We start from the raw sequence: 14,220 nt of genomic DNA on the forward strand, positions 1-14,220 counted from the left end.
CATACCATAATTATACAATAAATTCAACAGATTGACAATTAACAAAACCCAGTACAAGGCTTGAAAATAAAAGAGGCTTTTCATACATTGATGCATGACCTGTGCCTGGTAGGACTACAAGCTCTGAAGTACTTATAAGTTCATGAAGCTTTCTCTGTTCTGGCATAGGTGTAATATAATCATTTTCGCAGCTTACTATAAGTGTTGGAATTTTTATATTAGGAAGCTTTTCTGTTACATCATGATTATCAGCACTCTCTGTAAGTCTTATCATAGCCTCCATGAAAGGTTTTTGATTAAATACTTTTTCAGTAAGCAGAGTCTTTCTGTTATCCATCCACTCACTTTTATCATTATAAAACTTTGGCGAGTATATTACAGGTATGGTAGTGCAGTAATAATCAAGAGGGTCATTTACACTTCTGTTCCACGCAACACCTATATCCTTAAGCCAAGGTGAGGTTTTTGCTGTGGTATTAAATAGTACCATTCTATCAACATACTTTTCATACTTTACTGCAAACTCTAAAGCCACTTCTCCGCCGTAGGATATACCTACTAAGTTTGCTTTATTAAGCTTAAGCTCATCCAGTAGCGCCTTTAAGACTTCAATCTGAATATCCTGAGTATAGGCTGTATCCATCTTATCTGATCTTCCCTGATCAAGAAAATCTAAAAGTATAAGCTGATTTTCCTTAGAAAAGACCTCTATAAAAGGCTTCCAGCTTAAGGTAGACATCATAATTCCATTTAATAATACAATAGGTTTTCCCTGACCGTAAGTTTCATAATAAATTTGCTTTCCCATAAATTCAAAATAAGACATCTTAATTCCCCCATTCTTCAATGTCTATTTATCATAAATCAATCCTATTTCATGAGCCTCTCTTCTAAGTTCTTCTCTAAACTTAGGATGAGCTATTGCAATAAGCCTTTCTACTCTTTCCTTAATATTAGTTCCTCTTAATGCTGCAACACCATATTCTGTTACAACAAAGTCCACATCATTTCTTGAAAGGCTTACTACAGCACCCTGCTTAAGCATAGGCACAATTTTTGAAATTTCTTCTTTTACTCCTGTTGCTTTATTTTTAACCATAGCTGTAGAATAAAGTGCTATAAAAGAACGTCCATTTTTAGCCTTTTGAGCTCCAATTGCAGTATCTGCCTGTCCTCCTGTGCCGCTAAACTGGGTTGGTCCTATTGACTCAGAACAGCACTGTCCTGTTAAATCAATTTCTATTGTAGTATTTATTGATACCATGTTGTCATTTTCAGCAATAACATAAGGATCATTTACATAATTTCCGTCCATAACAAGCACGGAAGGATTATCGTCTAAAAACTCATAAAGCTCATTATTTCCTAAAGCAAAGGTACAAACTATCTTTCCCTTGTGAAGAGTTTTCCTTTTACCTGTTATTACACCAAGCTTTACAAGCTCTACCATTCCCGAAGTCATCATCTCTGTATGGATTCCAAGATCCTTCTTATCCTTAAGAGAAGCAGCAACAGCATTAGGTATGCCGCCTATTCCAAGCTGGATACAGTCACCGTTCTTTATGTTCTCTTCAATAAACTTACCTATGATCATATCTTTATCAGAAGGAACTGCGTCAGGAAGTACAGGCACTTCATAATCTGCTTCAACCAGATAATCTGCATCTTTATAATGAATTTCCACATCTCCAAAGGTTCTTGGATAGTTCGGATTAATTTCAAGTATTACAATATCTGCTTCCTCAATCATCCTTCTCTCATAAGTATTGCTTAATGAAAGTGATATATAGCCATGCTTATCAGGCATTGAAGCACTTCCTACATATATATTGGGCTTTACATGATTTAATCTCTTTATTCCGGCTAAGTGAAGGTGATTTGGAATAAAAGAAACATTTCCATTTAAATGTGCCTTTCTAAGAACAGGCGAATAAAACCAGCCATCAACATTAAAAGACTTTCTATATTCAGCCTTTAAAAACTCCCCGTTTGACATTGGAAGGCAGTTAGTAACAGTTACATTTTCAACTTTATGAGCAATAGTATGAAGCTTATTCATAAAAAGCTGTGCCTCAGCAGAACCTAACCCTGTAACGATCATGTCATTGGATTTAACCAAATTTAAAGCTTCCTCTACTGATATTAGCTTATCTTTATAACTCATAATTTTCCCCCTTTATCCAGAAGAACAGACGGCCGGATGTTGTAAAACACCTTTAACCTACCGCGTGTTATTAGAATTTTAGGAAACTTTCGCTTCGCAGATAAGACTAATAATTAAAAAATTTATAAATCCTAAATCCTATAAACTCTCTTCGTTCAGACAATATAGGATTCTTAACGGCTTAATAAATTTTTTAATTAAAGTCTTATTACTGCTTGCTCAAATGTTTCTACAAATTCAAATAACACGCTGAGTTAAGGTGTTTTTCAACATCTGCCTCTTTCTTCTAATATAACAAATTATTTTATAAATTGAAATATTATTCTTATTTTCCAAAAATTGAATTCATTGATTGAAGAGGCTTAACAGGTTCCCAAACTCCATTTAAATCTGTATGGCTTATCTTTGATAGATTCATTTCTTGAGTACCTGCTCTTAAGCCGTTTGCAAAGTTAATTTCTCCGCCAAATGGATTCTTTATTGGAGACTTTTCCATAGCATCCATATACTTTTTCCAGGTTATCGTTCCATCAACTCTCTTTAAGCCTTCAGTAAAGAAGTGAGCTGCTATCCAGCCTGTCATTGCATAAACATTGTCCTTATACTGAGGACAGAACTTTTGGAAATCAGCTAAAGCTTTTGCTCTGTCGCCTTCAAATGATACCCAGCCGTTGCCGTATACATTGAACTTTCCTTTTATTTCATTAACAACGCCCTTAGCTATAACAGGAGATACATTAACATAAGTTGTTATACAATCCTTGTTAACCCCTTGTGCTGCAAGCTCTTTTACTATTGTAGGGAAGGTAGCTTGAATTGCAGCCACACAGACAAAATCAACGTTAGCATTCTTTATAGTTGTAACTGCTGAGGAAACGTCTGTAGCACCTGCAGCAACCTGTTCAGCCTTTACTTCAACCTTTAGCTCTTCAGCTTTCTTTTGGATACCCCAAAGAAGGTCCTTTCCTGCGTCATCGTTAGTATAAATAACACCTATTTTCTTTGCTTTGAAATCCCCCACAGCACGAGCAACCATTATTTGTCCTTCAGTCTTGTATATAGGTTGTACTGGGAATATTCCTCTGTCTTTATCCTCTGCCTTATCGTTATAAAGCTGTCCGATACCTGTAGCAAAATAAACAGCAGGTATGCCTGAATCCTTTAAATCCTGAAGAGTTGCCCCAACTACTGGAGTTCCAAAATGGCCAACTATAGCAAAAACCTTATCATCCTCAATAAACTTTGTAAGCATTGCCTTTCCTTTAACCGGGTCAAACTCATCATCCTGATGCTTAAATACAATTTTATGTCCATTTACTCCGCCGCCGTCGTTAATCATCTTAACATAAGCTTCAAGACCAGCATTAAAAGGTCCTCCAACCGGCGCATAAGCTCCGGAAGTAGCAGCACTGTTAGCAATAACTATTTCTGTATCAGTAACCCCTTGAGCCTGCTTTTCGTTTGATGCTTTGTTGCAGCCTACCAGTGACCCCATAAGAGCAAGTGCAGTTAAAATAGATAATACTTTTTTCATGAAAACTTTCCCCCTATAATATTTTTTTATTAATGCGATCCAAGATAAGCTTCTATAAGCTTTGGATCATTTCTAAGTTCTTCCGCCTGCCCATGGGTGCTTATAGTACCTAATTCAAGAACATAAGCATAATCAGCAATCTTTAAGGTCTGGGCTGCATTCTGCTCTACAATAATAACTGTTGTACCCTCTTTTTTTATTTCTTTAACTATGTTCATTATGTCCTGAACAATTAGGGGCGCTAATCCTAAGGAAGGTTCATCTAAAAGAAGAATCTTAGGACTGCTCATTAGTGCTCTTGCTATGGCAAGCATTTGCTGTTCCCCACCTGATAAAGTAGAAGCTGTCTGGCCTTTTCTTTCCTTAAGAACAGGAAAATACTTATAAACTCTCTCAAAGTTATCTTCAATCTGCTTTGAACTCTTTACAGTAAAGGCTCCAACCTTGAGATTTTCTTCCACCGTCAAGTCTCTAAATATCTGTCTTCCCTCAGGACACTGCGCTATGCCGAGCTTAGCTATCTTTTCAGGCTCCATAGAGGTAATTTCCTTGCCGTAAAACTGAATTGAGCCTTCAGAAGCTTCAGTAAGTCCTGATATTTTTCTTAGTGTTGTAGTCTTGCCCGCTCCGTTCGCACCGAGTAATGCCACTACATCTCCTTCCTTAACTTCTATATCTATACCCTTTAGAGCTTCAATAGCTCCGTATTTAACCTTAAGTCCTATAATTGATAAAGCTGTTTTTTCACTCATACTACTCATCTCCATCAGTTCCTAAATAAGCTGCCTGAACATCCTTATTTATTTGAATTTCCTTTGCAGTTCCTAAGGCCAAAAACTTTCCAAAAGAAATAGCACATATTCTGTCGCACACATCCATAACAAGTCTCATATCATGCTCAACCAATAAAATTGAACAATTAAATTTATCTCTAATCCTCCTAATAGTTTTTGCAAGATTTAGCGTTTCAGTATCGTTAAGCCCTGCAGCCGGTTCATCAAGTATAATAAGCTTTGGACTGCACATCAAAGTTCTTGCAAGTTCAACCTTTTTAAGTATTCCATAAGGCTGGCCACCTGCCGGCATATCCTTTCGGTCTTCTATACCTAATGCTTCTAATATTCTTTCTGCCTCTTCTCTTAAAGACTTTTCTTCTTTTCTTGCTCTAGGAAGCCTAAGAGCCTGCTCTAAAATAGTTGCCTTAAAGTCTATATGAGCTCCTACAAGTACATTTTCAAGTATAGTGAGTTCCTTAATAAGCTCAACATTTTGAAAGGTTCTTACTAAGCCAAACTTTATAATTTCATGAACATCGTGCTTTAATAAATTTTGAACTCTGTTGTCTCTGTCTTTAAAATAAATGCTTCCCGAGTTCGGTTTATAGAATTGAGTTATACAGTTAAATACGGTAGTTTTTCCAGCTCCATTAGGCCCAATAAGGCCAAAGACTTCATTTTCTTTTATATCGAAGGATAAATTATCAACAGCCTTTAAGCCGCCAAAAGCAATGCTTAAATTTTCAACCTTCAATACTGCTTCCTGGGTCAACATTTTTTCCTGACTCATTTCTATGCCCTCTCTTTATAAATTTCTCTACCCATGCCTTAATGTCATAACCTATACCAACAGCACCATTTGGATAAAACAAAATAACTACTATTATAAGAACTCCATTCAATACATAAGACATTTGACTAACATAGGGTATTTGTTTTAAGAATAAATCCGGAACTGCAAAAACTATAAAAGCACCAAATACTGTTCCATAAATTGATCTTAAACCGCCAATTACTATCATTGCAAGAAAGTCCAAGGATAGCTTAAGTGACCAGGTTGCGGGATAAGCATACCTAATAAAATGAACATATAAAACTCCTGCAACACTAGCATAAATTGTAGCAATTGCAAAAGCTACAAGTCTGTACTTTAAAAGGTTTACACCCATAGCCTGAGAAGCTGCTTCGCTTCCTCTCATTGCATTTAATGCCCTTCCCAGCTGTCCGTTTATCAGGTTATAGGTTAAAAGCATTATTATTATCAAAACAAAAACTATAAGATAATAGGTAGTTGTTCTGTTTAGCTTAAGAAAACCTAATAGAACCGGAAAGCCTGCCTGTTTCCCGCTGAAACCATTAGTAAACACATCAAATTCTTCGAAGGTCTTTCTAAGTATTTCAGAAACGCACAAGGTTGCAATTGCAAGATAAATTCCCTCAATCTTTAAGGAAACCAGACCCACCAAAAGTCCAAGGAGGGCAGGAATTGCTATTGCTAAAATAAGTGCCACCTCAAAAGGCAATTTCATATTTATGGTTACATAGGCTGAAATATATGCAGAGAGTCCCATAAATCCTGCTGTTCCAAGTGTTATAAGTCCTGAATACCCTAAAAGCACGTTTAGCCCTAAAGCTGCAATAGCATAAATAAGAGTTCCTCCTATTATAGTAACGTGGCTTGTTTTAATAAGTCCCAATTCAGCCAAGGAAGGAATAATAGCCAGTAAAACTCCAAAGAGTATAAATTGAAAATGCGGGTTTTTTAGCATACTTTTTTTAATTTTCATATTTCTACCTACACTTTCTTTACAATTTTCTTGCCAACTAGACCATGAGGCCTAAATACCAAGAACACGAGAATAAGAACATATAATATTTGTCCTCCCCACACTGATGAAAAATAGTATAAAAGCAAATTTCTGCTGACTCCTATGATATACGCTCCAAGCACCGCCCCGTAAAAGCTTTGAAAGCCTCCTAAAACACAGGCTATAAGAGCATTTGTCATAACCTCATCCATAAGGTTTAAAGTAACTGAGGTCATAGGAGCAACCATAATTCCTGATAATGCTCCAAGCACCGCAGCAACCGCCCAGGCTCCCATAGTTACAGTTTTTGTTGGAACACCCATAAGCTTTGCAGTATATTCATTTGAGGCCGTAGTTCTAACAGCAAGCCCCCACTTTGTTTTTTGCAGGATATAAAAAAGCGTTCCCATAATTACAAGCCCAAAAATTATATTAAATAATCCGTTATAAGAAATTGACGCTCCAAGAAGCTTCACATCTCCGCTGTTTATAAGCTTAGTAAGTCTTAAAGGGTCTACACCAAATAACATTGGGGTAACTCCAAGAATAATCATCATTAATCCTAAAGTTATAATCTGTTTGGCATCTGGGGAAACCTTTTTTGTGTGCCTTATAATTAAAAAGTCAATCAAAATTCCCATTATAACTGCGCTTATGATTCCTCCTATAGCTGCAAGCCAAAGTGGAAGCCCATTCTTTGTTAAAAGACTTGTTACTACAAAGGTTGTAAACATTCCCATTACGCCCTGAGAAAAGTTTACTACTAGAGAGGTACGAAAAATTATGATTATACCTAATGCTGCAAGAGCATAAATGCTTCCTGTCTCAAGGCTTCTAAATATAACCTGTATAAAAGTTGCCACTACATTCCCCCCCATTTTATTACATTTGCTGCCCATACATAGCCAATACCAGCTGCAATCATAGATATAACCGAACCATCCTTTACCTTTCCCTGCTTTAATGCAAGGTGTAGAGAAAGTATCTGGTCAACCTGCCCAACATGACCGTATTCTTCAAGATAAATTGACTGCTCATCTTTTAAATTAAGCTCTTTAAGCATATCCATATGAGCTGAACGCTTCATGTGAAGTATTGCCAAATAATCAAGATCGCTCTTGTTAATTCCGGACTTTTCGAAAGCCTTATCTATACACTTATACCAATTAGGCATGGAAACTACATTAAGTCTGTTTTTCATACCAATTGGGTCCATAAGTCTTAAAGACTTATAAGCTTCATCAAAGTTACTGCTGTTTATAGGATTGCATATACCCCCTATCTCAACGCCTGCTGCTCTTGCTAAAGTTCCGTCTCCTATGATATGTGAGCCGAGCACCAGGTTTTTATTATAATTTTTCTTTAAAATTATAGCTCCACCCCCTGCTGCAAGGTTATACATCATGGACATGTTCTTGTCTGTATAATCCACAAAATCACCATTTCTGTAGCCGCCGGCTATCATAATTGTATTTATAGTATCATCAGCTACAAGCATATCCTTAGCCATTTTAATAGCAGAAACTGTAGTGCAGCACCTGTTTTGAACATCAATTCCCCAGGCATTTTCAGCACCTATCCTGCCAATTATATATAGTGAAGAGGTTGTTAAAGGATACTCTTTCCACTCTTCTCCAATACTTATTAAAACATCGATTTCCTTTGGGTCCACTCCCGTATTCTTTAAGCAATCTAAAGCCGCCTTCGCTCCCATTTCCTGAGTACCGTCTTCTTTTCCTGGTACTGGCTTTTTTCTTATTCCGAGTTTATTTATAACTGCCTCTTCCGACCAAACTCCATTTGTAGCCTCAGCAATCTCAAAAGCAGTCATGAAATTTTCCGGAATATATATGCCTGTACCTACGATCCCAACATTTGCTGTCATTTATAACCTCATGCCTCCATTTACGCTTAAAGTATGACCTGTTACATAAGATGCTTCCTCTGAGGCAAGGAATAAAGCAGCATTAGCTATTTCATAAGGTTCTCCCAGTCTTCCTATCATAGTCTGCTTTGCAAAACCATCTAAAAGCTCTTGTGGAACTGTTTTTAAAATATCTGTCATAATATATCCTGGTGCAATTGCATTGACTCTGACGTTTCCGCCCTTCATTGCAAACTCCTTTGCCCAGGTTTTAGTCATTCCAATAACTCCTGCCTTTGAAGCTGCGTAATTAGCCTGACCGATATTTCCATATTCACCAACGATTGAAGAAATATTAATTATTGAGCCTCCCTTATTAGCCTGCATATGAGGTCCAAAATACCTTGTAAGATTAAACACACCCTTAAGATTTACGTTTATAACAGTTTCCCACTGCTCATCTGTCATTTTTCTTGTCATTGCATCTCTAGTTATACCTGCATTATTAACAAGCACATCAACTTTTCCGTACTTACTAACTGCATAATCAAAGAATTCTCTGCAAGCTGCTGAATCTGATACGTTTAACTTGTAGCCCTCAACATTTGAATTCTCGTATAAAAGCTCTGTCATATCAATAGCAATAACCTTTGCTCCTTCTTGTGCAAACAATTCTGCCATAGCCTGACCTAGACCCTTAGCTCCTCCTGTTATTACAGCAACTTTATTTTCCAATCTCATTTAATAACCCCCTCCTAATATAATTTTTGTTATCGTTTTCACTTATTTGTAAAAATACATTAGCGAAAACTTAATATTGTAATTTATTCATATGAAATGTGATACATGTTTCATGTTTATATCATAATTAAGTTTTTTGCGTATGTCAATACACTTTTCTGAATATTTTAAATTTTGTAAAATTAGCATTGAAAGTTTAAAAGGAAGGTTATATAATGATAATATGAGATGTGCTTCATGTTTCATATTATGCTCATAAACTTTAAATTATGAATACTTTATGAAAGGGAATGGGAGAAAAATGATACCAGAAATTAAAAGAAAAGAAATAAAAACTGACAGACTTAATATATCATATTTCGAAAAAGGAGATCCTTCAAAAGAGCTCTTGGTTCTTATTCATGGAAATACCTCTTCAAACCTTTTTTACCTTCAGACAATAGAAGATCTGTGTGATGACTTTTATGTTCTAGCACCTGATTTAAGAGGCTATGGACTTTCTGAAAAGCTATCTATAGATGCTTCTCAAGGCTTGAAAGTATGGAGCGAAGACATAAGATCATTTTTCAAGGCACTTAACATAAATAAAAAGCCTCACCTTTTGGGCTGGTCCATGGGCGGAGGTGTTGTAATGCAGTATGCCATCGATTACCCTGGCGAAGCTGCCTCAATAATACTTATTAATCCCCTTTCACCCTTTGGCTACAGCGGAACAAAAGACGAAAAAGGTACGTCAAATAACGACTACTTCTCAGGCACTGGTGCAGGTTCAGTAAATCCAGCCTTTGTAGAAGCCCTTAAAAACAAGGTAAGGGATACCTCAAATCCTTTCTCAGCAGCGACAGTTTTAAAATCTTACTTTGCACCGGAATATAAAATAGCTCCTGAATGGGAAGAAATCTTTGTAGACAGCATGCTTCTAATGGGCATTGGAGATGATTTTTATCCGGGAGATTTTGTCCCCTGCTCTGCTTGGCCTTTTACTGCTCCGGGAACAAAAGGCATTGCAAACGCTATGTCTCCTAAGTATGTAAATCTTTCAAGCCTTATAGACATTTCTCCTAAGCCCCCAATACTTTGGTTTAGAGGAGCTAAGGATGTAATAGTATCAGACACCTGTATGCTTGATATCGGCTATCTTGGAAAGCTCGGATTTGTACCAGGCTGGCCTGGTGATGAAGTGTACCCTGCTCACCCTATGGTTTCACAGACAAGGTATGTGCTTGAAAAGTACAAAGAAAATGGAGGAACCTACGAGGAATATGTATTCGAAGATGCTGGCCACGGCCCTCACGTTGAAAAACCTGAGGAGTTTAAAAACAAACTGACCTCCTTTATTAAATCAATATAAAAGGGTATGTTGCAAAATAGTATTAAACCTCCGCAGGTTATTTCAAATTTAGCAAACGTTCGCTGCACATTATAAGACTAATAATTATTTTTTATACAACTCCTAAATCCTATAAACTCGTTTCACTCAGTTCGGGGCAGTTTAGCTTGCTCATTGCCATTCGTAAACTGCCCCTGAAAAGCCATTTAGGCTTTTCAGCAATATAGGATTCTAAACGGATTTGTATAAAAAATAATTAAAGTCTTATTAATGTTCGCTCAATGTTTCTACAATTTGAAATAACCTGCTATGTTTTTACTATTTTACAACATCCCATTATCTTTTCATTCAGCTAAATTTCTATTTGGGCCACAATACCCATATGATCCGATACTCTGTCTTCATCTGAAGCAAAAATACACTCGGATTTTATGACTTTAGTATCTTTCTTATCTCCAGTAATTATATAATCAATTCTTTGAGTAGAATTAAAAACATCTCCTCTTATGGTAGCTCTGGTGAAATTATCTGAGTTTGCTTTAAAATCAACATCAATAACCTTTTCTCCATTAATAGTTTTGCCCATAAAGTAATTGTAACCTGTTTCCCCTGCCGCGTTATTAAAATCACCGGCTAAAACAAAATTGCTGCCAGTATCGCTTTCTTCAATCCATTTAAAGAGATTATCAATATCTTCCTTAAAGCCTTTTTCCCACCAATTCAGATGAGCTGAATAAACATCCAAATCTTTTTCAGGCAGCGAAAGCACTCCTTTTACTACCTTTCGTGAGAAGATATCCTTCTTATCTTCTTTGCCGGAAACATAACAAGACTGCATTTTCTTAATATCAAATCTTGTTAAAATACCTATTCCCTCTTCCCATACATCCCATCCGTAGTGGGACCAGTCCCAAATAAAATTATAATCTAATTTATATTTTTCCTTTAATAACTTTTGGAGTTCTAAAATTACATTGTATTTTTTAATATTTATATCTCCATTTTTCACAACTACAGGCATATCTTTATGCTGAGCAGCTTCCTGCAGAAATATTATATCCAATTCTTTTTCCTTGATTATGTCTGCTATTTTTTCATTAACCTCTACATAAGCCTTGAAAAAATCATCAAGACTGCTAAAACTCTCTGAGTTTAGCTCCTGATAAGTATGTAGGTTTAAAGTCATTATTTTAAGATGCTCTGCCATAATATCCCCCGCTTTTCTATTTTGCTTAGAAGTATTATAAATCTTTTTTTCTACAAGAACAACTTGAATTCTATGTGGATAGTCTTATATTAAATAGAGTGTCTATTGACTGTTAGAATTCTAACTATTATAATCAAGATAGTTAGAATTCTAACTTAAGAGTTATAGGAGGTTTATAATGAGTAAATCCAGCAATTTTTTAGAAAATCCTTATTCTGATCTTATTAGAAGCATTGGTGAGAAAATAAAATCAATGGCTGATCATAATATAAATGAATTAGGATTAAATTCTCAGCAAGGCCGCATGATTGGCTATATATATGAGCATCAGGAAAGCGGTATTATTCAAAAAGACTTAGCAGAAGTTTTTCAAAGAAAAGGAGCAAGCATTACAAGCATGCTTCAAGGTTTAGAAAAAAAAGGCTACATTGAACGAAGAGTTTCCAGTGATAATGAAAGACAAAAAAATATATATGTACTTCCTAAGGGAATAAACTTAATAGAAAATTTCAATGCGGCCTTTTCTGAAGTAGAAAAAAGTATTACTTCAAAATTAACTGAAGAAGAAAAGGATATTTTACTTTCATTGCTTATAAAGGTGAACCAAAACCTGTAATCACTTATACTAATGACATGTAATTTATATATGTTATTAGCACCCTTATAGTTAGAATTCTAATTATTAGATATCAAACGTTTTATAATTATGGAGGCTAAAAATGGAACAAACATTAACAAATCAATATTACTTAGAAAAAGCATCAATAACTAAATCAATTATTCATTTATCAATTCCAATGATGATAGGAATGTCTGTAGGTACGATATACAGCGTTATTAATGCGTATTTTATCGGACAGATGCATAATACGGAAATGCTGACTGCCGTTACTTTAAGCTTACCAATTTTCACTATACTAATGGCTTTTGGGAACATGTTTGGAGTTGGTGGTGGAACTTTTATCACTCGCCTTATTGCAAAAAATAAAATAAATGAGGCTAAAGCTATTGCAGGATATACCTTTTACAGCAGTATACTTTCATCACTCTTAATAGCTATACTTGCTTTCTTTGCTATCAATCCTATCGTTAAAATCTTAGGTTCAGATACAGCTGCTTTTAATTTTACAAAAAACTATGCACTAACAATGTTCTGCGGAGGCTTTGCAGTAATGCTGAATTTCGCATTAGAACAAATAGTGCGCTCAGAAGGAGCCTCTAAGGAATCTATGAACGGAATGATTATAAGCACTTTGCTAAATTTTGTTTTTGATCCTTTACTTATATTAGTTATGAACTTAAACGTTGTAGGCGCAGCTTTAGCACTTATATTGTCTAATGCGGGTTCATGTATTTACTATATTTATTACCTTGAAAAAAGAAGCGATCACTTAAAAGGATTTCTTCATTGTTTTAAAATTTCACTTAAAGATAAAGTTGAAATATATAAAATAGGAGTTTCAGAATTATTAATGACAACTTTTATTATCATTACAACTCTTCTTTCAAATAACTTCTCAATGGCATATGGAGATAATGTAGTAGCTGCTTTTGGAATAGCTTTAAGAATTGTACAAGTTCCCGAATTTCTTTCAATGGGTTTATCATTAGGGATTATCCCATTAATTGCATACAGCTTTTCATCAAAAGATTTTGATAGATTAAAAAAAGGAATCAGGCAGTCATTTCTTTGGATTGGTCTACTGTCAATCTCCTTTGGTGCTATAGTTTATATTTTCAGAGGAAGCATAATCCATATATTTTCTAATGACACTTCTGTTATAAGCATTGGAACCTATATTATAATTGCCATGCTGGTTTCATCAATATTTAATGGATTCACCGGATTATTTACAGGCATTTTTCAAGCATCAGGTCAAGGGATTCCATCAATAATTATGTCAGTTACACAAGGTATCCTTTATATTCCTGTAATATTTTTATTACACAGCCTTTTTGGTCTATACGGTGTTATCTGGTCAATGGCTGTTACTGAAATTACTACCTTTATGATAGGATTAACTCTTTATATCTTCTTTAATAACAATTTATATGCAAAAAAAGGAAGCTACCTTTAAAACATCTAAACTTAGCATGTTATTTGAATTAGTAGAAACATTGAATTCAAATAACATGCTATATGTTTATGGTATTTTAAGGGTAACCTCTTCTTTTATATCTCAAGTTTTTTAATTCTTGCCTCAATTGCTTCGGCTTCATTTTTTATAGAATTCAACTCATTATTTATATTATTGAGTGCATCATCAGCGCCATCTATAGTAATCAATTCCTCTTCAAGCTTTTTAACTCCTTGAACAGAAAATGCAATATTATATAATCTGTCATTAATAACCTGAAGAAATTTCTTCATATCTAAAAGAGTCCTCTTTTCTAAAGTAACTTCCTTACCTTCATCATCAATATAAATATAGGAAACACCTTCACCGCACTCAGAGCATATAAAATCTACCTCTATAGAGTTTTCGTTTACCTTTTCCCTAAGCTTAAATAATCTGCTATTACATTTGCTGCAAACAGGTACTATCATTCTGCCGTCAAGTTCAAATACTTCTTTAACACTGTGACATTCTGAGCATTCCACCCTGAAGGAAACACCGTCAGGAATAACATTAAACTTATTGTTATCGCAATTGCTGCAAATTCTTGTCCTATACATAAAAACTCTCCCCCTCTACTTCTAATGTTATTAAAAATAACACTGCTACTAGTTATGTCAGTTCTTCTCATAATTATATATGTATAAAAATCAAAATATATGATGTAAATATATGATGT

14 protein-coding genes are annotated in these 14,220 nt (G+C 35.2%); 3 read left to right on the top strand and 11 right to left on the bottom strand.

The genetic code is table 11. The annotated features are described in order from the left end of the window. Window positions 1–10: 10 nt before the first annotated feature. The 9 genes from JK636_RS06920 to JK636_RS06960 all read right to left on the bottom strand — a co-directional run bounded on the left by JK636_RS06920 (window position 11) and on the right by JK636_RS06960 (window position 8,887). A complete protein-coding gene (locus tag JK636_RS06920; RefSeq protein ID WP_202748103.1) occupies window positions 11–826 on the bottom strand; it encodes an alpha/beta fold hydrolase in 816 nt (271 codons plus the stop codon). Window positions 827–850: 24 nt separating this feature from the next. After that, window positions 851–2,164 (bottom strand): acetyl-CoA hydrolase/transferase family protein, encoded by a 1,314-nt coding sequence (locus JK636_RS06925; RefSeq protein ID WP_202748104.1) that lies wholly within the window; start codon window positions 2,162–2,164, stop codon window positions 851–853. Window positions 2,165–2,489: 325 nt separating this feature from the next. Next, the gene (locus tag JK636_RS06930; RefSeq protein ID WP_202748105.1) at window positions 2,490–3,698 is read right to left on the bottom strand and encodes an ABC transporter substrate-binding protein; all 1,209 of its coding nucleotides are present in this window, start codon (window positions 3,696–3,698) and stop codon (window positions 2,490–2,492) included. Between the two features lie 29 nt (window positions 3,699–3,727). After that, the gene (locus JK636_RS06935; RefSeq protein WP_202748106.1) at window positions 3,728–4,450 is read right to left on the bottom strand and encodes an ABC transporter ATP-binding protein; all 723 of its coding nucleotides are present in this window, start codon (window positions 4,448–4,450) and stop codon (window positions 3,728–3,730) included. A gap of 1 nt (window position 4,451) precedes the next feature. Continuing rightward, window positions 4,452–5,264 (bottom strand): ABC transporter ATP-binding protein, encoded by an 813-nt coding sequence (locus JK636_RS06940; protein ID WP_243428131.1) that lies wholly within the window; start codon window positions 5,262–5,264, stop codon window positions 4,452–4,454. Beyond that, window positions 5,218–6,261, bottom strand: a complete 1,044-nt coding sequence (locus JK636_RS06945; RefSeq protein WP_202748107.1) for a branched-chain amino acid ABC transporter permease — start codon at window positions 6,259–6,261, stop codon at window positions 5,218–5,220. The genes JK636_RS06940 and JK636_RS06945 overlap by 47 nt, the downstream gene beginning before the upstream one ends. 8 nt (window positions 6,262–6,269) lie before the next feature. Then, entirely contained in the window at window positions 6,270–7,145 is an 876-nt protein-coding gene (locus JK636_RS06950) for an ABC transporter permease subunit (protein ID WP_202748108.1), read from the bottom strand. After that, window positions 7,145–8,167, bottom strand: a complete 1,023-nt coding sequence (locus tag JK636_RS06955; RefSeq protein WP_202748109.1) for a 3-oxoacyl-ACP synthase — start codon at window positions 8,165–8,167, stop codon at window positions 7,145–7,147. Before JK636_RS06955 ends, JK636_RS06950 begins: the two co-directional genes overlap by 1 nt. Next, window positions 8,168–8,887 (bottom strand): beta-ketoacyl-ACP reductase, encoded by a 720-nt coding sequence (locus JK636_RS06960; protein WP_202748110.1) that lies wholly within the window; start codon window positions 8,885–8,887, stop codon window positions 8,168–8,170. A gap of 301 nt (window positions 8,888–9,188) precedes the next feature. On the opposite strand from JK636_RS06960, the gene JK636_RS06965 reads away from it, so the two are divergent. Then, on the top strand, window positions 9,189–10,238 hold the full coding sequence (locus tag JK636_RS06965; RefSeq protein WP_202748111.1) for an alpha/beta hydrolase: 1,050 nt from the start codon (window positions 9,189–9,191) through the stop codon (window positions 10,236–10,238). Window positions 10,239–10,569: 331 nt separating this feature from the next. On the opposite strand, the gene JK636_RS06970 is transcribed toward JK636_RS06965, so the two are convergent. After that, window positions 10,570–11,424: an endonuclease/exonuclease/phosphatase family protein gene (locus JK636_RS06970; protein ID WP_202748112.1), complete on the bottom strand. Its 855-nt coding sequence runs from the start codon at window positions 11,422–11,424 to the stop codon at window positions 10,570–10,572. Window positions 11,425–11,602: 178 nt separating this feature from the next. Here JK636_RS06970 and JK636_RS06975 point away from each other — a divergent pair, with 178 nt between their 5' ends. Next, a complete protein-coding gene (locus JK636_RS06975; protein WP_202748113.1) occupies window positions 11,603–12,040 on the top strand; it encodes a MarR family winged helix-turn-helix transcriptional regulator in 438 nt (145 codons plus the stop codon). 103 nt (window positions 12,041–12,143) lie between these two features. Continuing rightward, window positions 12,144–13,502 carry an MATE family efflux transporter gene (locus JK636_RS06980; protein ID WP_202748114.1) on the top strand — a complete coding sequence of 453 codons (1,359 nt, stop codon included), beginning with the start codon at window positions 12,144–12,146 and terminating at the stop codon, window positions 13,500–13,502. Window positions 13,503–13,597: 95 nt separating this feature from the next. On the opposite strand, the gene JK636_RS06985 is transcribed toward JK636_RS06980, so the two are convergent. After that, entirely contained in the window at window positions 13,598–14,101 is a 504-nt protein-coding gene (locus JK636_RS06985) for a hypothetical protein (protein WP_202748115.1), read from the bottom strand. Between the last annotated feature and the right edge of the window lie 119 nt (window positions 14,102–14,220).

Origin of the sequence: Clostridium rhizosphaerae, from assembly GCF_016765585.1 — a bacterium.
Classification (GTDB): Bacteria; Bacillota; Clostridia; order Clostridiales; family Clostridiaceae; genus Clostridium_AT; species Clostridium_AT rhizosphaerae.

Excerpts from the sequence above, each read along its gene's own strand:
- JK636_RS06920 (WP_202748103.1), bottom strand. The coding sequence starts at position 826 with ATGTCTTATTTTGAATTTATGGGAAAGCAAATTTATTATGAAACTTAC.
- JK636_RS06925 (WP_202748104.1), bottom strand. The coding sequence starts at position 2,164 with ATGAGTTATAAAGATAAGCTAATATCAGTAGAGGAAGCTTTAAATTTG.
- JK636_RS06930 (WP_202748105.1), bottom strand. The coding sequence starts at position 3,698 with ATGAAAAAAGTATTATCTATTTTAACTGCACTTGCTCTTATGGGGTCA.
- JK636_RS06935 (WP_202748106.1), bottom strand. The coding sequence starts at position 4,450 with ATGAGTGAAAAAACAGCTTTATCAATTATAGGACTTAAGGTTAAATAC.
- JK636_RS06940 (WP_243428131.1), bottom strand. The coding sequence starts at position 5,264 with ATGAGTCAGGAAAAAATGTTGACCCAGGAAGCAGTATTGAAGGTTGAA.
- JK636_RS06945 (WP_202748107.1), bottom strand. The coding sequence starts at position 6,261 with ATGAAAATTAAAAAAAGTATGCTAAAAAACCCGCATTTTCAATTTATA.
- JK636_RS06955 (WP_202748109.1), bottom strand. The coding sequence starts at position 8,167 with ATGACAGCAAATGTTGGGATCGTAGGTACAGGCATATATATTCCGGAA.
- JK636_RS06960 (WP_202748110.1), bottom strand. The coding sequence starts at position 8,887 with ATGAGATTGGAAAATAAAGTTGCTGTAATAACAGGAGGAGCTAAGGGT.
- JK636_RS06965 (WP_202748111.1), top strand. The coding sequence starts at position 9,189 with ATGATACCAGAAATTAAAAGAAAAGAAATAAAAACTGACAGACTTAAT.
- JK636_RS06970 (WP_202748112.1), bottom strand. The coding sequence starts at position 11,424 with ATGGCAGAGCATCTTAAAATAATGACTTTAAACCTACATACTTATCAG.
- JK636_RS06975 (WP_202748113.1), top strand. The coding sequence starts at position 11,603 with ATGAGTAAATCCAGCAATTTTTTAGAAAATCCTTATTCTGATCTTATT.
- JK636_RS06980 (WP_202748114.1), top strand. The coding sequence starts at position 12,144 with ATGGAACAAACATTAACAAATCAATATTACTTAGAAAAAGCATCAATA.
- JK636_RS06985 (WP_202748115.1), bottom strand. The coding sequence starts at position 14,101 with ATGTATAGGACAAGAATTTGCAGCAATTGCGATAACAATAAGTTTAAT.